General features: G+C 49.4%; 19 protein-coding genes. 5 read left to right on the top strand and 14 right to left on the bottom strand.

What is annotated here, in order from left to right; genetic code table 11:
• Positions 1 to 59 precede the first annotated feature (59 nt).
• The 6 genes from BN6539_RS15535 to BN6539_RS22430 form a co-directional block, all read right to left on the bottom strand.
• Positions 60 to 1,211 carry a hypothetical protein gene (locus tag BN6539_RS15535; protein ID WP_067540589.1) on the bottom strand — a complete coding sequence of 384 codons (1,152 nt, stop codon included), beginning with the start codon at positions 1,209 to 1,211 and terminating at the stop codon, positions 60 to 62.
• Positions 1,212 to 1,382: 171 nt separating this feature from the next.
• Entirely contained in the window at positions 1,383 to 1,694 is a 312-nt protein-coding gene (locus BN6539_RS15530; RefSeq protein WP_067540586.1) for a hypothetical protein, read from the bottom strand.
• 29 nt (positions 1,695 to 1,723) lie between these two features.
• Positions 1,724 to 2,062 carry a hypothetical protein gene (locus tag BN6539_RS15525; protein ID WP_067540581.1) on the bottom strand — a complete coding sequence of 113 codons (339 nt, stop codon included), beginning with the start codon at positions 2,060 to 2,062 and terminating at the stop codon, positions 1,724 to 1,726.
• 75 nt (positions 2,063 to 2,137) lie between these two features.
• Entirely contained in the window at positions 2,138 to 2,536 is a 399-nt protein-coding gene (locus BN6539_RS15520) for a hypothetical protein (protein WP_067540578.1), read from the bottom strand.
• Complete coding sequence (locus BN6539_RS15515; RefSeq protein WP_067540575.1) at positions 2,526 to 2,888, bottom strand: hypothetical protein; 363 nt, start codon at positions 2,886 to 2,888, stop codon at positions 2,526 to 2,528. Before BN6539_RS15515 ends, BN6539_RS15520 begins: the two co-directional genes overlap by 11 nt.
• A gap of 43 nt (positions 2,889 to 2,931) precedes the next feature.
• Positions 2,932 to 3,096, bottom strand: coding sequence for a hypothetical protein (locus BN6539_RS22430; protein ID WP_156524182.1), 165 nt, complete (start codon positions 3,094 to 3,096; stop codon positions 2,932 to 2,934).
• Positions 3,097 to 3,269: 173 nt separating this feature from the next.
• Between BN6539_RS22430 and BN6539_RS15510 the strand changes: the two genes are divergently transcribed.
• Together BN6539_RS15510 and BN6539_RS15505 are read left to right on the top strand one after the other, a co-directional pair.
• Positions 3,270 to 4,229 (top strand): alpha/beta hydrolase, encoded by a 960-nt coding sequence (locus BN6539_RS15510; RefSeq protein ID WP_067540572.1) that lies wholly within the window; start codon positions 3,270 to 3,272, stop codon positions 4,227 to 4,229.
• Between the two features lie 109 nt (positions 4,230 to 4,338).
• Positions 4,339 to 4,869 (top strand): C-GCAxxG-C-C family protein, encoded by a 531-nt coding sequence (locus BN6539_RS15505; protein ID WP_067540569.1) that lies wholly within the window; start codon positions 4,339 to 4,341, stop codon positions 4,867 to 4,869.
• Between the two features lie 67 nt (positions 4,870 to 4,936).
• Here the strand turns inward: BN6539_RS15505 and BN6539_RS15500 are convergent, their stop codons facing one another.
• The 3 genes from BN6539_RS15500 to BN6539_RS15490 are packed head-to-tail and all read right to left on the bottom strand — an operon-like array spanning position 4,937 to position 9,038.
• Complete coding sequence (locus BN6539_RS15500) at positions 4,937 to 5,872, bottom strand: glycyl-radical enzyme activating protein (protein WP_067540566.1); 936 nt, start codon at positions 5,870 to 5,872, stop codon at positions 4,937 to 4,939.
• 10 nt (positions 5,873 to 5,882) lie between these two features.
• Positions 5,883 to 8,258, bottom strand: coding sequence for a glycyl radical protein (locus BN6539_RS15495; RefSeq protein WP_067540564.1), 2,376 nt, complete (start codon positions 8,256 to 8,258; stop codon positions 5,883 to 5,885).
• Between the two features lie 24 nt (positions 8,259 to 8,282).
• On the bottom strand, positions 8,283 to 9,038 hold the full coding sequence (locus tag BN6539_RS15490; RefSeq protein WP_067540561.1) for an SDR family NAD(P)-dependent oxidoreductase: 756 nt from the start codon (positions 9,036 to 9,038) through the stop codon (positions 8,283 to 8,285).
• Positions 9,039 to 9,245: 207 nt separating this feature from the next.
• On the opposite strand from BN6539_RS15490, the gene BN6539_RS15485 reads away from it, so the two are divergent.
• Positions 9,246 to 11,108, top strand: coding sequence for a helix-turn-helix domain-containing protein (locus BN6539_RS15485; protein ID WP_067540558.1), 1,863 nt, complete (start codon positions 9,246 to 9,248; stop codon positions 11,106 to 11,108).
• Positions 11,105 to 11,629: a DUF2284 domain-containing protein gene (locus BN6539_RS15480; RefSeq protein WP_067540556.1), complete on the top strand. Its 525-nt coding sequence runs from the start codon at positions 11,105 to 11,107 to the stop codon at positions 11,627 to 11,629. The genes BN6539_RS15485 and BN6539_RS15480 overlap by 4 nt, the downstream gene beginning before the upstream one ends.
• 84 nt (positions 11,630 to 11,713) lie before the next feature.
• Here BN6539_RS15480 and nhaC read toward each other — a convergent pair whose 3' ends face one another.
• A complete protein-coding gene (gene nhaC / locus BN6539_RS15475; RefSeq protein WP_067540554.1) occupies positions 11,714 to 13,159 on the bottom strand; it encodes a Na+/H+ antiporter NhaC in 1,446 nt (481 codons plus the stop codon).
• A 263-nt stretch (positions 13,160 to 13,422) separates the two neighbouring features.
• On the opposite strand from nhaC, the gene BN6539_RS15470 reads away from it, so the two are divergent.
• The gene (locus BN6539_RS15470; protein WP_067540552.1) at positions 13,423 to 14,310 is read left to right on the top strand and encodes a DMT family transporter; all 888 of its coding nucleotides are present in this window, start codon (positions 13,423 to 13,425) and stop codon (positions 14,308 to 14,310) included.
• Positions 14,311 to 14,350: 40 nt separating this feature from the next.
• On the opposite strand, the gene BN6539_RS22425 is transcribed toward BN6539_RS15470, so the two are convergent.
• The 4 genes from BN6539_RS22425 to BN6539_RS15450 form a co-directional block, all read right to left on the bottom strand.
• Positions 14,351 to 14,737 (bottom strand): hypothetical protein, encoded by a 387-nt coding sequence (locus BN6539_RS22425; protein ID WP_067540549.1) that lies wholly within the window; start codon positions 14,735 to 14,737, stop codon positions 14,351 to 14,353.
• Positions 14,737 to 15,246, bottom strand: coding sequence for a GNAT family N-acetyltransferase (locus BN6539_RS15460; protein WP_067540546.1), 510 nt, complete (start codon positions 15,244 to 15,246; stop codon positions 14,737 to 14,739). Before BN6539_RS15460 ends, BN6539_RS22425 begins: the two co-directional genes overlap by 1 nt.
• Before the next feature lie 528 nt (positions 15,247 to 15,774).
• Entirely contained in the window at positions 15,775 to 17,916 is a 2,142-nt protein-coding gene (gene feoB / locus BN6539_RS15455) for a ferrous iron transport protein B (protein ID WP_067540543.1), read from the bottom strand.
• Positions 17,907 to 18,179, bottom strand: a complete 273-nt coding sequence (locus BN6539_RS15450; RefSeq protein ID WP_067540541.1) for a FeoA family protein — start codon at positions 18,177 to 18,179, stop codon at positions 17,907 to 17,909. Before BN6539_RS15450 ends, feoB begins: the two co-directional genes overlap by 10 nt.
• Positions 18,180 to 18,251: the final 72 nt, after the last annotated feature.

Below are 18,251 nucleotides of genomic sequence, written 5' to 3'. Positions count from 1 at the left end.
TTGTCTTCCTCTAATATAGATGGGAGACATTTGTTAACGGTTAATTTATATTTGACTGTTTACAATCCCAGCTCCTCAAAGCTATATGAAGTCAATGCTTCTCTCCTCTTCTCCAAATCCGGGTCAGCTTTGCAGAGTAAGATGAACTTTGCCCTTTCTTTCCCCAGCTTCTCACACAGAAGCTCATAGGCCAGTATGTTCTGCCCTTCCACTTCGCTTTCTGCAATCTCTATCCATTGTTCTACCTGTCTGCGTTCTCTTCCTGATAGCAGCATCTTTGCGCCTTCAGTCGAACTTCTCAGTTCAGTCAGCAGTTTCTCAGCCTCAATCTCGCTTTCCTTTTCCTGTATCATTGCTTCCTCCAGTTCATGTGGGTCAGATATGAACTGGATATATCTTCTTGTCATCTCATCTGCCCGCTTCTTCAGTTCGTCTTTCGGAAGCTTCCCGTCAATTTCTGTCACTGTTTGCTGGAATATCTCCTTGCTCAGTCCCTGTGCCAGTACCCTGGCCGATGTGATGTCCCCCCACTCGCCGATCTTCTCTGCAGTCTTGCACAAGGATTCTCCTAATCTTCCCATCCATGCACGTTTCTCTGAAAGGTACGCCGCTTCTTCCTCATGGGAACGCAGACAGTTTATGATTAAATCCTGTTCTTCCTTTGAAAAATACTTATCCTTCGTAGATTCATAATCCCTGTCATAGTTCCAGTATTCGTTGTATGCCTTATTCGGCGTTCCAGATGCCATTGTCTTTCGGCTGCTATGCTTGAGCGTTAGTCCAATTGCGTGCTCTCGATAAAAAAGCTTGTTCTTCCGCTTCTCTTCAATCGGCTCCTCTGGATCATAGGTATACTTTTCCATGGCCTCCTTCAGATCCTCGTTGAGCATCTTCTTGATCCGCTGGATTTCTTTTTCAATGGCAATATCATCAGAATCTGCATTTCCAAACATTTCGTTCCAGATTTCAAGCTGTTCCTTGGACAGGGTTTCTGGAATATCGTCAATACTGCCTCCAAGGTCAATGGCTGCGTTGACTGCAAACTGTATGCTTTCCTTTGCACTCTGCAGACTCTTTTCACTCTTTGCCTTCTTTTTTTCATCAACAGCCTGCTTATATTGATTTGCATATTTTTCTGCTGCCTTCAACCAGAAAAGAATGTCTTCTCTCCGTTTTGCTATCTTTTTCTCTGTCTTCTTATCCTCACTCATAAAATTCTCCTCCCCCACTCTTGTCTCTTCCTCTTACCATTAAAGATGGGCGGCATCTACCAACTGCTATATATACATTTTACCTTTTTTCAGCGCTTCGGGCAAGGGTTTCAGCCCTGCTACTTTGTGGCAGGGCTGAAGACTTTGTGAGCATTTTATGAATTTCATCCATCATTTCCTGGATTCAAAGTTTTTGTTGAACATGTCCACATAAGCAGAAAACAGCTCAGCTTCCCGGGCTTTCCGGCTCTCCAGATCTTCCTCTGTTTCATACAGGTCAATGGGCTTTTCCGGATATCTGGCGTTTTCGCCCAGAGATGCGGCGATAGAGTGAGTCACGTAGATGCCGCTGAGCCATGCTGCATAATTTGCCCGCTCAAGCTGCGCTTTTTGTTTCTCCTGATAGGCCTTGACAAAAGGCTGCAGCCTTCTGGGGTTCAGCTGCCAGAACAGATGATAATCCACGCCCATTCTCAGAGCCATCGGAAGATAGGATTCCTCTATGAGCTGCCTTATACTGTCAAAGGCTGGTTCGCTTCTTCCTGCGTTTCCTGGCTCGCTCCATTGCTCTTCGGCGTGCTCTGGCTGAGCCCTCGAAAAAAACCGCTGCGCTCTACCGCCTCGTTGATTTCCTGCAGCATCTGCTCCAGAGAGCCTCCCTTTGACAGATGGGCTTCCAGTTCTTTGCCGGCGCGCTGAAAATCACCGTTCATGGCCAGAGCCAGGAATCCTCTCACCGTCGTCAGCACCTTCTTGTCCATATCGGTCAAAGCGATGCCCATGTCTTCCAGCTCGCACATGGCGTTAAAGTCAAGCTCGGGCAATCTGTATTCTCTGTTATTAATAATCATCCTTTTTCTCCTCCTCGTAGTATGGCAAAGGCGGCCTTCTGCCGCCCCTGCCTTTCAATATAATTGTTTTGCCGCTTATGCGGATGGCGCTGCTGCTTTTGCCACCCTTGAAGACGGAATTGCTACCACCTTCATGTCAACTGCCGCATTGAGAGCGCCGGCTGCGATGATCGCCGTATGCTGTCCTGTAAACTCATAATTGTCAGCACCGATGTTCAGCGTATAAGTCAGCTCCTTGCCCTCTGCTGCGGTTAAGTCAGCAAAGACTGCCGCATCATAGTTTGCAACGAATTCCATGGCTGCCATGCCCTTTTTGCCCGGAATGAAGACCTGCGCTTCATCTGCCAGAGTGGTCACTTCGATTGCAGCCGGTGCTGCGCCCAGATCCGGGAAGGATTTGATGTAAACTTTGATATCCTTTGATAATCCTTCACCTTTAATTGTTAAATATGTTCCTGTTGTGCTAATTGCCATTTTCATTACCTCTTTCTTTCTGTTGATTTTTGATTAGCTGCACGATGGCTTTTGCCAGTGCAATTTTTTCTTCGTTTTTGCAGGTCATCTTTGGAATGATGGCTTCGTACTGCTCTTTGACGATACCGCCTTCCACAAATGTCTCCTTTACCTGTAAGTCCATGAGTGCATGGTCAAAATCTTCCCGAAGCTGCGCAAGCTCTCTGCGCAGGACCTCTATTTCACGATCCTTTGTCTCTATCAAAGCTTTCAGTTTCTCCGTTTCCGCCTTTGCTTCTTTATATTTCAGATTCACTTCGTCATATCTGAACTTTGGAAGCATAATAGGCTGCATTCTCATCTCTTTTTCCATGTTTCCTCCTTCTGTTGTTATCGCTGTCATTCAGCGAAAATTTCTAAGCTGTGGCTTTCTTCAGGTACGCTGTCGTTTCCGTGCGAAGTCCGCCGCTGCTCTGATAAACGTTGGTTGCAACATCAATGATTTCCCATCCGTCCGTCAGCAAAATCTGAAGCTGCTGCTCTATATACAGTGGATCTCCTGAGATGTGTTTCACTTCCATTTTTCTCTCCTCCTTTTCGCAATTCGTTTTTCTCTATCTTTTGATGATACATACTTTAACACATTTTTGGGGTACCGATGCACACAGTGCAAACAGATTTTTATATAAATGCATATATTGAAAAAAGTCTTCTATTTCATATGGAGCCAAATTAAGACAGGAGTGAAATGATTATGATAAAAAGAATTTCTTTAGAAAAGGAAGCCCTGGAAGTCTGCATGGAAAACAGCAAACCGCCATTTATTTTTCAGCTTCCGCCAGAAGAAGGCAGAAAGGTTTTAGACAAAGTGCAGGATACGCCCGTAGACATGTATCCCGCCTCCATTTTTACCACAGAAGTGAATACGGGCAGGTATGGGAAAATCGCAGTGAACTTTGTCGTCCCTGAAAACTGCGATGAGAAAAGGCATGTGATCTTATACATACACGGCGCCGGCTGGGTCTTTGGCAGCCTCCACACCCATGAAAAACTGGTCCGCGAACTGGCAGCAAGAACCGGCAGTATCATCGTCTTCCCCGAATATTCTCGTTCTCCGGAAGTCCATTATCCTGTAGCGCTGGAACAGTGTTACTTTGTGCTCTGCTGCCTGGGTGAATTATTGGAGCGCATGGACTTAAATGCTGATTTAGACAAGCTGGTGGTCGCTGGTGATAGCGCAGGCGGCAACATCGCTGCGGCCCTTGCCATTATGGCAAAATTCCGCCACGGTCCCTCTATCAACAGACAACTGCTGTATTATCCTGTGACCAATGCCTGTTTTGATACGGCATCTTATAAAGAGTTCGGCGTCGGCTATTACCTCTACCGTGCGGGCATGGAGTGGTTTTGGGATCAATATCTGCCTGACTGTAAAATGAGAGATCAAATTACCGCCTCCCCGTTAAAGGCCACAGTAGAACAACTGCAGGGACTTCCTGCCGCTATGATTCTAAATGGAGAAGCCGATGTCCTCCGGGACGAGGGGGAAGCCTATGCCCGCAAGCTGCGCAGTGCAGGAGTGCCAGTCACCGCCATCCGCTTTCAGGCTATGATCCACGATTTCGTCATGCTGAACGCCCTGGATCAGACAAAAGCCTGCCGGGCCGCCATGGATGTTTCCACCGCCTGGATTAAGAAAAGTTATTGTGAATAAAATGCGTCTTACTGACTTGTCTATTTTCTTGCTGACAACTATGCCAAGGCTTGTGATTTTCGTAATGGGAGATTAGAATTGTTGTAAAAGAATTGAAAGGAGTTCTCTGATGAAAGATTATACAAAATTATCTCCCGAAGAAAAGGATGCGTTAGTAAAAAAAGCAATGGATGTAGGATTTCAGACAGAAACAGATTATGGCAACTGTATTCAAAGCTGTCTCAACGGTCTCTACGAAGCCTTCCCGGATCTGGGAATTACCAAGGATATGCTGAAAGCATCCTTTGGAATCGCCGGCGGCTGCGGCTGCTCTCTGCTTGGAACCTGTGGAGCGCTCAACGCCGCCGCCTGGGCGATCAGCCTCTGTTGCGGCAGACCCATTGACGACTTAGCTGGAGACTATGAGGCGTGTCACGAGATGATCAGAGACTTGGTCGAGGATTTTCGCAGGGAGTACGGCGGCATCCTCTGCTCCGATGTCATGGTACATAATATGGGCGCCGTCTACGACTGGAAAACGCCAGAGGGCGACCAGGGCTACATGGATCACGACGGCACCTTTCACTGTGCAACCGCCGTGGCATACTGCGCGGAAAAGGTTGCCAGAATGATCGTAGATGGCAGGCTGCGCAAATCTTAGAGACAGGCATTGCCCTGATACAGCAAGACAAAATACCGGCTGCATGACACCAGCCGGTATTTTGATTCTATACTTTCCCCAAGATCTCCACAGTCATCTCTGCCTCTGTCTCAAAATAGGTCTTTATTTTCTCTACCCGTTCCTCCGAAGGGGGTGCGAATTCCACAGGCTTTCCGCCTATGTTCCGTTTCTTCGATACGCCCAGATTGTGATACGGAAGCAGGGTCACTCTGCTGATGCCATTTGCCTTATAAAAGTCTGCCGTCTCTCTGATGATATCCCAGGAGTCGTTGACCTCGCTGACAAGGGGCATCCGCATCTGCACTTTGCTCCTCGTCACCTCGTCAGAAGCCAGCAGCCGCAGATTTTCCAAGATGATTTTGTTGCTCTGACCCGTATATGCCTGATGGACCTGGTCGTCTATGGACTTCATGTCATAGAGGATGTGTGTCACGTTTTTCTTTCTGGCAAAGTGCAGAAGGCGCTCTCCGTCGCAGAAACCGGATGTGTCCAGGCATACGCCAATATCTCGCTCCGCTGCCAGGTCGATCAGTTCCTCAGCAAAGTCTCCCTGGGACATGGCTTCGCCGCCGCTGATGGTCATGCCGCCGCCAGTATGGTCGTAGAATTTTTGATCCTTTTCCACCTCGCAGATAACCTCCGACGCCGTCATCTCCTTAGCCACCGCCTGCAGCGCCTTTGCAAAGCAGAACTCTGTGCACAAAAGGCACGCCGTGCACTTGCTGCGGTCAACAGCGATGCGCCCCTCTTCATTGATGTAGATGGCCTTCTCCGGGCAGTGGGTCAGGCAGTAACCGCATTTGATACAGCTGTTTGGCATCTCTATGACCTGCTGCTCATAGGCGATCAGTTCTGGATTGTGGCACCATTTGCAGTCCAGGGGACAGCCTTTGAGGAAGACCGTAGTCCGTATGCCCGGTCCGTCCTCTGTGGAAAACTTCTGTATCGCTCCCACCAGGGCTTTGATCGGTTTTTCACCCATGACAGGTACCTCAGCCCGCATTTTCGAAGTGCGCCGTTCTGTAAATGATGGTATCCTGGGCGCTCTTATCCAGTTCTGTAAAGTATGCCATGTATCCTGCTACACGGACCATCAGCCCTTTATATTTCTCAGGATGAACCTGGGCGTCCTTGAGGGTCTCGGTATCGACAACGTTGATCTGGATGTGCTCACCGCCGTGATCAAAATAGGTCTTGATGACCCCTTCGATGCTGGCAAGGCCCTTCTCTCCTTCTACGCCCTTCGGGTCAAAGCGTAGGTTGAACAGCGCGCCGTCGTGGAAGGCTTCCTGTCCCATGGATGCCACCGATTTGACCGTCGCAGTGGGACCGCTGACATCGCGCCCCATCATCGGAGAAGCATTGTCACAGAAAGCCTCTCCTGCCAGTCTGCCGTCAGGCAGCGCCCCGCATACCGCGCCGTGGGAGACGTTTACCGTCTGGGAATGTACGTTAAAGGAAAATCTGCCGCCTCTGGCGTCAGGCCAGGTCTGTACGTGATCTGCAATAAAATGCATCATCTCTCTGTAGATACCGTCTACATGCTCCTTGTCGTTGCCGAATTTTTCCGGCTTATTGAGCAGAAGCTGGCGCATCCTCTCTTCCCCTTCGAAATTGTTGTCCAGGGCTTTGATCAACTGGTCCATGGTGATATCTTTGTCCTCAAAGACGCACTTTTCAATGGCAACGATGGAGTCAGCCATATTGGCTGCGCCGGTAATGTACATGCCTGCGGTGGAATACTTGGCGCCGCCGTGCTGCACCGATTTTCCGCTCTCCACACAGCCTTTGGTGACCATGGAAGCGAAGATCACCGGGTATTTGGTCATATGGACACTCTGCATCACCTTGTAACCTGTCGCTACCAGCTCATAATGATGAAGAATCTGCTTCTTCAGTGCGTCCCTGAATTCGTCGATGTTCTTGAATTCCCTCGGATCTCCCGTCTGAAGCCCCATCAGCTTTCCTGTCGAAGGATCCACGCCGTTGTGAAGGACGAATTCAATCATTTTCCCCATATTCACATAGCCCGCATCAGGGGAACCGTCGGTGGTGCCGCCGCCAGGTCCCGGCTGTACGCAGCCTACGATGGTCCAGTCTCTTGCTTCCTCCATGGTACAGCCTTTGCCCAGCGCCATTTTCATAGCAGCCTTGTCATTAAAGAATCCCGGATTTGCCTGACCGTCCTGAATCATCTCACAGCCCTTGCGGATCAGTTCTTCCGGCGATCCATCCCAGACGCGCACCGCCATGACAGGCTGGGTCGTCTTCAGCTGATTTGCGGCCTCCAGACAGAGGTAGGACAGCTCGTTGGTCGCATCCCTGCCATCGGGTGTCTGTCCGCCGACGATGAGAATCTCCCACATCGGATAGCCGGCAAAGGACGTGGCGTACCACTTATCTCTCACTTCAAATACTTCGCAGGCTTTCAGATAGAAGCATTCCAGCATTTCCAATGCTTCGTCCTTCGTGATGTTCTGTTCATCGATGACGTCTTTCTTGTAATACGGCCACATATACTGGTCAAATCTGCCGAAACCGTTGGCCGTGGTACAGACCTCGATGTGGAAGTAGACGTGCACGAACCAGATCATCTGCAGCGCCTGCTGGAAGGTCTTTGGCGGATTCTCAGGAACCACCCGGCAGTTTTCTGCAATGGTGAGTAGCTCCTTCTTTCGCTTTTCGTCACTGCATTCCGCTGCCTGTCTTTCGGCTTCCTCTGCCATTCTGTGGGCATAGGTGATCAGCCCCTGACACTGTATGATGCAGGCTCTCCAATAGTTGATTTTCTCCTGGTCCTCCTGACAGGCGCTGACGGTCTTCGCGATGTTCTCTCTGCACTCGTCCATATAACCTTTGAGGCCCACGGTCAAAATCTTCTCGTGGTCACAGGTAGTCTCGCCGGATACGCCGTTTCTAAGCCCTACGGTGATGATATCGTCTTGTATACATTCCTCGATATGGGGCGGCAGAATCGTCTTGGAATAGTCCTCCATGGACTTGCCCTCCCAATATTTCAGAGTTTCCAGAATCTGCTCCCTGTCCTCCGGCGCCACGTCATAAGGATCCTTGGTTCTGACAGGAAAATCGTCAATATCGCTGATGTACCAGGAGCTGGACTGGAATTCCGGATGCAGGTTGGCACCTCTGTACTTGTTGGTCGGCGTTCCCACGATCAGTTCGTCCTCCATGATCAAAGTCGTCATATGTTCCATGATGTAGTTGACGACCTCTGCTCTGAAAACAGGGATGGCATCCCCCGCAAACTTCTTGTATGCCTCAGTAGCCAGAACCAATCGTTCCGCCGTGATACAAGGTCTGGAATCCCAGAGCTTGTTTCTCATTCGTTGCAATCTTTCGTTTAACATAGTTTCCCTCCTAATGGTCCTATATTATCCCAGCATCTTTCCGCCGTCAGCCAAAATGTTGGCGCCGTTGATAAACCTTGCCTCATCGGTGCACAGATAGTATACCACGTCGGCCATTTCACTCGGTTCTGATGGACGGCCCATCGGTCCTAAGTTGATTTCGGAATCGTCAAAATTACCGTAATCATCCGCTGTATCTCTGAACATCTTGGTGTTGACCCAGCCCGGTGAGACGGAATTGGCGCGGATGCCGTATTCGCAGTATTCGTTAGCCACATTCTTTGTCATGCCGATGACGGCCCATTTGCTGGAGCCATAGCCGATTTCAAAGGTGTAGCCTGTCATGCCGGATACGGAACCAAAATTGACGATGGAACCGGATTTCTGCTCAACCATGATCGGCAGAATATTGCTCATGAGCAGGAATGTGCCGAAGACATTGATGGAATAAATCTTCTTAAAGTTGTCGAATCCGTAGTCGATGGTCTTGTTGTATTTACCCACGATGGCAGCCGTGTTGACCAGGGCGTCCACTCTGCCGTGCTTTTCTCTGATCTTTGCCGCCACAGCTTTGACCTGGTCTTCGCTGGAAATATCCAGAACAAAATAGTCGATGCGGCCTGCTTCATACTTTTCCTCTTCGATGGATTTCTGCAGAGCCTCTTCGTTGATGTCCAGCATGATCACTTTATATCCATTGTCATAGAACTTCTTTACCACTGCTGCACCGATGCCGCCAGCCGCACCGCTTACAACACATACTTTTCCTTCATTACTCATAACCGTACCTCCTTATTATCAAACGGTGATTGTCATATTCTTCTTTTACTCATTGTAATTGGATTGGCAGCACAAAACAATAATTAAGTTGTCATAAAACGCAACCCAATTGTCCAAAAAGTCCGTCAAAAGCTTTTGTGATACATCGTATTTATTGTATAATAGTAGCAGAGACAAATCGCTATTTCAAATTATAGAGGTAGAAAAATGCTATTTGAAAAAATCACTTATCAGGACGATTTTCCCATCAATATCACCATCGCCAATATCGACGAATATCCCCTGCATTATCATCAGGACATCGAGTTCGTCTATGTACTCAAAGGCGAAGTCCGGCTGAAGAACGGCTACTGTTATTATACACTCAAAGAAGGAGATATCTTTACAAATGCAGGTCACGAGGTGCACAATCTCACCTCTACGGGTAAAGATAACGTGGTGGCTTTGATGCAGATCAGCACTCGCCATTTCTCACAATACTTTCCGACTCTGAGCAGGTCGTGCTACCGGACCTATTCCAATAATCCGACTTCCAAAAAGCACGACAGCCTGAGGGAAAAACTGCTGCAGATTTTGCTCCATTACTCCATCAAAAGCTTCAATTACAAGAGTGAATGCACCTATCTCATGGTGGATGTAATCAAACTCCTCGAGAAATATTTTAATCTCTTTGCCTTTGAGGGCAATGTGGTCATCAATTTCGAAAGCAGCGACCTGATCACGGTAGAACGGATCAGCAGAATCATCAACTACATCTATCAGTATTACGCCCAGCGGATCACTTTGGAGGATCTGGCGGAGATTGAACATCTGAGCACCTTCTATCTCTCCCACATCATCAAAAACTGTACAGGCATGAATTTCCGCGACTTTCTCTGCTTTGCCAGAGTGGAATGGTCAGAGATCGAACTGCTGGATACGGACAAGAAAATCAGCCAGGTGGCACGCGACGTAGGCTTCTCAACTACTGCATACTACGAAAAACATTTTGAGAAGTGGTTCAAGCGCACGCCCGCCGAACATCGTGCCCATTTCAGGCCCCTTGTCAAAAGTGAGCTCCATCCCGGCAGCCTGAAGCCGATTCCGGTCAATCGGATCATCATGCTTATAAAGAACCCCTTGTCATCGCTGAATTACCAGCGGAACCACGCTTCTCTGGTCAACTGCCTCGACCTTGAGCTGGACATCGATATTCATTCGAAGCCGATTACCACCATTGACCACCGCCTGGAAGTACAAGTGTCCGCAGAAGACCTCTGCCAGATGGGCAGTAATCTGCTGACCCCCTTGAAGAGTCTGCTGCCATCCGTGGTCTCCATTCTCTATTCTGACGACGGACAGGTCAAAGATGCGCAGGATTTTGCATCAGCCCTGCAGAAAGACGGGTTCCATGCGGAGGCAAAAAAATACGCCGAAGGGGTTTTGACGTCTTCTTACGGCAACGACTCCATCGCATACCCCATCTACGTCTTCAACCGCCTGCTCCGTTCTAACGAGCACTGGATCCACCTGCGTCTCCGCGATCCGGGCAGAACGAGTCAGATGATCAAAGGTTTCCCGGCAGCCCTCACTTCCTGCGGCATCAAAAAGCCCGTCTTTTATGCCTACCAGGTGCTTTCCATGGTAAAGGGCGACATTATCTGCTGGGGAAAACAGTACTGTGTCGTCAGAACCAGCGGCGCTGATCCTTCTTATGTGATGATCGTATCCAACTTTAACGACGAGATTTACAGCCTGTGCGCTCAGAAATCCACAGCACATCAGGTGAGAAATGCCCTCAACGACTTCAAGGATGAAACCAATTACAATGTCAGTCTGAACCTCGAGCCTGGCATGTACTCGGTTATGAAATATACATTTACAAAGGACCGCAATGTTTTCGCCTATATGTCCGCCTTAGATTTTACTGATGACGAAAGCGCTTTAGGCCCTGCGCCTGCTTTGATCGCAACGGAGCCAGATCTGGACATTTATGTAGAAGACGTGCGCACGACGTTCAATATCAACTTCTCACTGAAAGGCGCCGGCATTCAGATCGCTTTCATCAGACGAAAAGGAGGATCGATATGACATACCAAAAACAGAGATTTGAAGCTAGAATCGCAACGGAAGAACTGATCGAAAAATATTTTGACCCCGCTGTCACCCTGGCAAAGTGTCGTGCCTGCCCGGGCTTTGCTTCCACCTGGTCCTGCCCGGACTTCGACTTTGATCCCTTGGACTTCTGGAAGGGTTTTTCCAAATTTCATCTCATCGTAGACAGAATCTCCAATGAAGGCGCTGCCTCCGTTGCTGCGGCAAAGGACCGTCTTTTCGCGGAAAAGTCTCTATACGATGCGGAGATGCTAGCACTGGAAAAAGAACGGCCTGGAAGCTGTGCCTTAGCTGCGCAAGAATGTGCCCACTGCACAAAATGCGCCCGCCTTGCAGGAAAGCCCTGCCTGCACCCGGAGCAGATGCGCTACGCTCTGGAATCCCTGGGCATGCTCTGCGTAAATCTGGTAAAGGATCAGTTCGGTTTTGACGTCCTCTGGTCCGACGGCAAGAGCGTTCCCGCTTATTACCTCTTGGTCGGCGGTATCTTAGAATAACGACACAAAAAGAGGGAGCGTCACACCAAATCGGTGCGGCACTCCCTCTTTTTGTGCTGTCTGTCTATATCGTGTATTCGAAATTTACGCTTCGATTGCTTCTGCAGCGCGTTTTTGTTCTTCTTCTCTTCTCGCCATGGCTTCTTCATATTCTTCTTCTGTCATCTTCTCGATGGAAATGCCAGTGAAGCCGTAGAACAATGAAACCAGCGGACAGATCCAGTTGAGGAATGCAAACGGCGCGTAAGCAAAGGTGTTCACCCCGAGAGCGCCCTGCATGTAGGCAGAACAGGTTGTCCAAGGAATCAGCGGCGACGACAAAGTTCCGGCGTCTTCCAGACATCTGGACAGATTTTTCGCTTTCAGCCGTCTGTTTTCAAATTCTTCTTTGTACATCGCTCCCGGCAGTACGATGGAGATATACTGGTCTGCGCAGAGGATGTTGACGATGATGCATGTGAACAGAGTAATCATGATCAGCAGTCCGTTGGTCTTGGCGACTCTCAGCAGTATTTTGCAGAGGGAGGCCAGCATTCCGGAAGACTCAAGTACACCGGCAAATGCCAGTGCAATCAGGCAAAGGGAGGTCGAATAGAACATGGATTCGATACCGCCTCGCGTCAGAAGTTCGTCTACGAAGGCATCTCCTGTCTCGCTGACATAACCGGCATACAGCTCGTAGCACGCGGCATCTGCCAGGGACCCGCCCTGAAAGATCGGAACGAAGATCAGTCCGACCATGGCACCGATAAAGATGGATGCCAGGGCAGGCAGCTTTTTGATCGCCATGACGACGACCAGTATCGGTGCGATAAATAACAGCGGATTCAGATTGAAGTTATCCTTCAGCACCTGCTGCAGGGCTTCGATATCGCTGGTAGTCGCGCTGGACGTGTCGACGCCCAGACCCAGGATAAAGTAGATGATCAGTGAGATGATCAGTGACGGTGTGACCGTCCATACCATATGTCCGATATGGTCGAAGAGCTTGGCGCCTGCCATGGCAGGTGCCAGGTTTGTCGTATCGGAGAGCGGCGACATCTTGTCACCCAGGTAAGCACCTGAGATGATGGAACCTGCGACCAGAGGCGCTGAGATTCCCATGGTCACGCCGATGCCCATCAATGCGACGCCGATGGTGCCTGCCGTGGTCCAGGAAGATCCTGTGGCAATGGCTACAATCGCACACAATATACACGATGCCACGAGGAAGATCTGCGGGCTTAGAATCTTCAGTCCGTAGTAGATCATCGCCTGGACGATGCCTCCCGAAATCCACATCGCTACCAGCATGCCTACTGTAATAAAGATGAGTACAGCCTCCATTGAGCTGCTGATTTTGTTAATCATTGCACTCTGCAGATAGGACCATTTGTATCCATTGAGCATTGCGATGATACAGGCCAGGCATAAAACCATTGCCAAAATGCCGTGCATATAGCCTTCTTTCTTGAGAACGGTGAACATCAGTGCACCGACCATGACGACGATCAGCAATAAGATCTGCCATACGGGGATTTTTTTACCCATTTTTTGCTCCTTTCTAGATAATCCAACAAATAAATTTCGTTTATAGTTTAACGATATCGAATTTTGATATCTATAATCGTTTTGCCAAAAAACTTTATTTTATTGTTGTGAGTGGAGCCTTTTTTGCGGCAATGGTCTGTCTCCTGCCATATCAGAACTCGTTTGCCCAAAAACCTTATTTTCTTGCTCAATTAAAAACCTCCACTTTGCCTGCTGCTCGATTATGTTATACTGGGGACATCTGATTCGAAAGGAGTGGAAACATGACCGATAAAAAGAAGGAATATTTGTCCGTACTGGGACTGCTGTTGGCGGCGCTGCTGTGGGGAGTCAGCTATCCACTTACCAAGGTCGTAGAAGACTGCCCTACCTTCTACATCGTGTCTATCAGATTCCTGGTCGCTGCTGCCGCCCTGGCTTTGATTTTTCATAGACATTTCAGAAATTTCCACAAGGAGATATTGAAATATGCTTTTCTGCTGTCTTTCTGCATCACCTCCATGTACATATTCGGCACCATCGGCATCAAATATACGACTTCTGTCAGAGCCTCTTTTTTCACCTGCCTTTCCTTTGTCATCATACCGATCCTCAACCTGGTGATCTATAAGCTGAAGCTGAACAAGACCATCGTTATCAGCGTCCTGATCTGTCTGGCGGGCATGTTCCTGCTCAGCTACACCGCCGATATGGGCACATTTTCCCTAAATGCGGGCGACCTGCTCTGTATCCTGGCCGCCACAGCCGGGTCGCTGCACATCATCTTCCTGGATCGGGTGACAAAACAGGAAAATATGGAGCCGATCTTGTTCACGATTTTCCTCATGGCCTTTGTGGCCCTCTGGTCCACCCTGATCGCCCTGGCAACCGGAGCCTTTGCCTATGCTGGCACCTCCTCATTTCAGTTCGGCTCCATCATCGCCCTGGGACTGTTCTGCAGCGCCGCTGCCTTTCTCCTGCAATCCATCTGCCAAAAGTATGTGCCGTCAAACCGGGTCGGTGTCATCATCGCCATGGAACCGGCTTCGGGCTGCGTCATTTCTGTCATCGTACTCGGCGAAGCCATGCACTGGACCGGATGGCTGGGCGCTCTTCTCGTCATGGTCAGCCTGCTCTATATGGAGATTTCCTCTGGCCGCTCTAATGCATAGAAAAAGCCAAGAGGATGAATGCTCTTGGCTGATGATTTTGTTAGATTTCAGTTCTTCTCTTTGCGAGCACATTTCGCGCCGCCTTCTTTGCTGTATCGTTATACTTGTCGCTCTCTATGATCTTGCGCAGACGTTTTTCACTCATATCTGTAAAATCGGCCTCTAATTCTTTGAGCGGGTCTCTCTTCTCCTCTGGATTCTCTAGTTTTTCTCTCGGACTTTCAAACCAGAAGATGTAGCTGCAGTCCCGGCAGACATAGTTTGTCGCTTCGTCATTGGCCCAATCCAGTCCCAGATAGGTCATTCCCGCCGTGTTGAGCAGGGTGGCTCTGTCGTAAAATTCCTCACACCCGCAGACAGGGCACTTCAGCTGGATTTCTTGTTCCCCAACGTAGATGATTCTTTTGCTGAAATTTTTTTCTTTCATCACTGATCCCTCCTTGTTTCCACATGTCGGACATACTGCAGCTCCTTCAGCGATTTTCCCCCGATATTGTCGTCCAGGTAAGCACCGCTGGCAGAAAAGCCATTTTTCTCATAGAATTTCTTCGCCCTCTCATTCTCCGCAAGGACCCAGAGCAGGATATCTGTACATCCCATCTCGGCCAGCTTGTCCAACGCCGCCTGCAAAAGTGCTCTGCCATAGCCTTTGCCCATGTACGCCGGCAGGAAATAGATGGAGATGATTTCTCCATAATCTTTCCAGTCTTTGAAGCGGGAATGACAATAAGAAGCGGTTCCGACAATCCGCCCGCCATCCAGCATCAAAAGGGTGTTCCATCCTGGTGTGTCCACCGCCTTTGCCCAGTTTCCCGCAGGGATGCCGTCAAGATAGTCCTGCGGAATCAGCCCCTGATAGGCAAACTTCCAGCTCTTTTCGTATATTTTGCTGATTGCTTTCCTGTCGTCACTGTCATTCATCAGTCTGATTTCCATCGATCCACCTGCTTTCTCTCATTGTCATAAGGATAACACAAATTAAAAATAGTAGCAATTCCCCGCCCGCCAGGTCAATCAAGTACCTCGGTAACGAACCTGCCAGCTAGGTATCTCGGTTACGCAGATTTGTCTGTTTTAGGTCATTCTGTTAAGTATCTTGAATCCGAAAAGTACCATCTGCGTAACGCCCCCCTCTTTGCGAAGGGAGTGTTACGCAGATTTGTCTGTTTTAGGTCATTCTGTTAAGCATCTTGAATCCGAAAAGCACCATATGCGTAACGGCCCCCTCTTTGCGAAGGGAGTGTTACGCAGATTTGCCTGTTTTAGGCTATTCTGTTAAGCATCTTGAGTCCGAAAAGCACCATATGCGTAACGGCCCCCTCTTTGCGAAGGGAGTGTTACGCAGATTTGCCTGTTTTAGGCTATTCTGTTAAGCATCTTAAGTCCGAAAAGCACCATATGCGTAACAGCCCCTCTTTGCGAAGGGAGTGTTACGCAGAATATGTCAGAAGATGTTCACGCTCCTTACACGAACAGTCTTGCAACGCTGGCAAAGGCGATACAGCAGACAATGCCGCAGATTGTCGGAATCAGAAGGGACACCCCGGTCCATTTCCAGCTACCCGTCTCCTTTTTGATGGTAATCAGAGTGGTGGAACAAGGCCAGTGCATCAGTGAAAACAGCATCATGCTGATAGCCGTGATCCAGGTCCAGCCGTGGTCCACGAAGAGGGCGCGCATGGCCTCTAAATCGGACAGTTCCAGGATACTTCCCTGAGCCATATAGGTCATGATGATAATCGGCACCACAATTTCGTTGGCAGGCAGACCGAGAATGAATGCCAGCAAAATGACGCCGTCTAACCCCATGAGCTTTCCGAAGGGATCGAGAAAATCAGCGCAGTGATTGAGAATGGTAGCATCCCCCACAGTCACGTTGGCCATGAGCCAGATCAAAAGTCCTGCCGGTGCCGCGACGCAGACTGCACGCCCCAGGACAAATAAAGTTCTGTCAAAGATGGAGCGGACGATGACCTTTCCAATCTGCGGCTTTCTATAAGGCGGAAGTTCCAAAGTAAAAGAAGATGGCATCCCCTTTAAGACTGTCTTTGATAGAATACGAGTAATCAGCAGCGTCATGACCACGCCCAGAACGATGGCACAGGTCAGCAGCAGCGCCGAGAGGACGGAGTCGAAAAAACCGCCTGCCGTGCCCACGAAGAACATGGTCAGAACGGCGATCAAAGTTGGAAATCTGCCGTTGCAGGGTACAAAGTTATTTGTCAGTATGGCCAGCAGCCGTTCTCTCGGCGAATCGATGATGCGGCAGCCGATGACCCCGGCTGCGTTACAGCCAAACCCCATGCACATGGTCAGCGCCTGTTTGCCGCAGGCACAGCACCGCTTGAACGGTTTATCCAGGTTATATGCGATGCGCGGCAGATATCCCGCGTCTTCCAGCAGGGTGAACAGCGGAAAGAAAATTGCCATTGGCGGCAGCATTACTGAAACAACCCAGGCCAGAACCCGATAGACACCTAAGATCAAAGCCCCATGGAGCCAGTCAGGTGCATGTAAGTATTGGAATAATTCCGTCAGCCGGTCCTGCACCCAGAACAGACCCTCAGATAATAGCTGTGATGGATAGTTGGCGCCTGTGATGGTCAGCCAGAAAACCACAGCCAGAAGGCCGATCATTACCGGATAGCCGGACCATCTGCTGGTGAAGATCCGGTCCAGTCTGCGGTCCATGGCATTGTATTCTGATTTTTCAAAGGTGACTGTATCCCGGCAGACTTCTTCTGCCGTAGTGACCAGACTGGCGACGATGCTGTCTTTCAGCTTTTCAGAGGATAAACCTCCTTCAGAGAGAATCGCCTTGCCCTGCTCAAGGGCAGCCACGATTTCCTCATCCTGCAGGATATCTTCACCCAGATAAGTATTGACCTCCTGGATCAGCGAGTCGTCGTAATCCAGGAGTTTCAATGCCAGCCATCTGCTTGCCAGTCTGCCGCCGGTTTTTTCCGTAATAATCGGCTCTACTGCCGCAATAGCAGCCTCTATCACATCGTCGTAGGTCACGCGGAGAGGTTTCGCCGGTTCCCTGACAATCAATTTATCAAAATGCTCAAGGATATTGGCCAAGCTCCGTTTTTTTCTCGCCACCGTGCCGATGACGGGAACGCCCAGCCTCTTAGACAGCGCTTTCAGGTCGATTTTGATGTTCTTACGCTTTGCTTCATCCATCAGGTTGACGCAGACCAGAACTTTGTCAGAGATTTCAATGGTCTGCAGGACAAGATTGAGATTCCGCTCCAGGCAGGTGGCATCGCAGACTACCATCACTGCGTCGGGGCCGCCAAAACAGATGAAGTTCCGTGCTACTTCCTCCTCTGCGGAATGGGCCATCAGGGAATAAGTTCCCGGGATATCCACCAGGACGTAAGAATACTTCAGCCCCTGGCAGTACCCCTGGGCATTGGTGACCGTCTTGCCCGGCCAGTTGCCCGTATGCTGGTTCAGTCCGGTCAATGCATTGAAGACCGTGCTTTTTCCCACGTTGGGATTGCCTGCAATGGCAATGACTTTATCATCAATCGATTGTTTTTTGATTTCAAGCCCTGAGTCCACAGCATGCAATCCAACAGAACTACTTGTTAAGCCCATGCCAGACCGCCTTCCCGACTGACCTTGCGCATAGCGTCGCCTTCCGAGTTTACAATGATGTCAGCGCAGTCTTCAGAGCGGATAGCGATGACAGCGCCCCTGATCAAAAAGGCTGCTGGATCTCCGCCGGGACTTCTTCCCAGACATTCGATTTCCGTATTTTCAATGAGGCCGATGTCCAAAAGACGTCTTCTCATATTTCCAATACTGTGCAGTTCTCTTACGCTTGCCTTTTCGCCTGGTTTCATATCATTAAGATTCATAAATCTGATCCTCCAAAATAAATTTAGTCTAGGGAAACTTTTTTTCCCTATGTATACTATTCAGAAGGGCTT

This window comes from Emergencia timonensis (assembly GCF_900086585.1).
In the GTDB taxonomy this organism is placed as follows: Bacteria; Bacillota; Clostridia; order Peptostreptococcales; family Anaerovoracaceae; genus Senimuribacter; species Senimuribacter timonensis.
This window is presented reverse-complemented; position numbering and strand designations above follow the sequence as displayed.

Coding starts and splice junctions, on each gene's coding strand:
- BN6539_RS15520 (WP_067540578.1), bottom strand. CDS start 2,536: ATGGCAATTAGCACAACAGGAACATATTTAACAATTAAAGGTGAAGGA.
- BN6539_RS15535 (WP_067540589.1), bottom strand. CDS start 1,211: ATGAGTGAGGATAAGAAGACAGAGAAAAAGATAGCAAAACGGAGAGAA.
- BN6539_RS15495 (WP_067540564.1), bottom strand. CDS start 8,258: ATGTTAAACGAAAGATTGCAACGAATGAGAAACAAGCTCTGGGATTCC.
- BN6539_RS15490 (WP_067540561.1), bottom strand. CDS start 9,038: ATGAGTAATGAAGGAAAAGTATGTGTTGTAAGCGGTGCGGCTGGCGGC.
- BN6539_RS15505 (WP_067540569.1), top strand. CDS start 4,339: ATGAAAGATTATACAAAATTATCTCCCGAAGAAAAGGATGCGTTAGTA.
- BN6539_RS15460 (WP_067540546.1), bottom strand. CDS start 15,246: ATGGAAATCAGACTGATGAATGACAGTGACGACAGGAAAGCAATCAGC.
- nhaC (WP_067540554.1), bottom strand. CDS start 13,159: ATGGGTAAAAAAATCCCCGTATGGCAGATCTTATTGCTGATCGTCGTC.
- BN6539_RS15525 (WP_067540581.1), bottom strand. CDS start 2,062: ATGATTATTAATAACAGAGAATACAGATTGCCCGAGCTTGACTTTAAC.
- BN6539_RS15470 (WP_067540552.1), top strand. CDS start 13,423: ATGACCGATAAAAAGAAGGAATATTTGTCCGTACTGGGACTGCTGTTG.
- BN6539_RS15530 (WP_067540586.1), bottom strand. CDS start 1,694: ATGGCTCTGAGAATGGGCGTGGATTATCATCTGTTCTGGCAGCTGAAC.
- feoB (WP_067540543.1), bottom strand. CDS start 17,916: ATGGGCTTAACAAGTAGTTCTGTTGGATTGCATGCTGTGGACTCAGGG.
- BN6539_RS22425 (WP_067540549.1), bottom strand. CDS start 14,737: ATGAAAGAAAAAAATTTCAGCAAAAGAATCATCTACGTTGGGGAACAA.
- BN6539_RS15515 (WP_067540575.1), bottom strand. CDS start 2,888: ATGGAAAAAGAGATGAGAATGCAGCCTATTATGCTTCCAAAGTTCAGA.
- BN6539_RS15450 (WP_067540541.1), bottom strand. CDS start 18,179: ATGAATCTTAATGATATGAAACCAGGCGAAAAGGCAAGCGTAAGAGAA.
- BN6539_RS15485 (WP_067540558.1), top strand. CDS start 9,246: ATGCTATTTGAAAAAATCACTTATCAGGACGATTTTCCCATCAATATC.
- BN6539_RS15480 (WP_067540556.1), top strand. CDS start 11,105: ATGACATACCAAAAACAGAGATTTGAAGCTAGAATCGCAACGGAAGAA.
- BN6539_RS22430 (WP_156524182.1), bottom strand. CDS start 3,096: ATGGAAGTGAAACACATCTCAGGAGATCCACTGTATATAGAGCAGCAG.
- BN6539_RS15500 (WP_067540566.1), bottom strand. CDS start 5,872: ATGGGTGAAAAACCGATCAAAGCCCTGGTGGGAGCGATACAGAAGTTT.
- BN6539_RS15510 (WP_067540572.1), top strand. CDS start 3,270: ATGATAAAAAGAATTTCTTTAGAAAAGGAAGCCCTGGAAGTCTGCATG.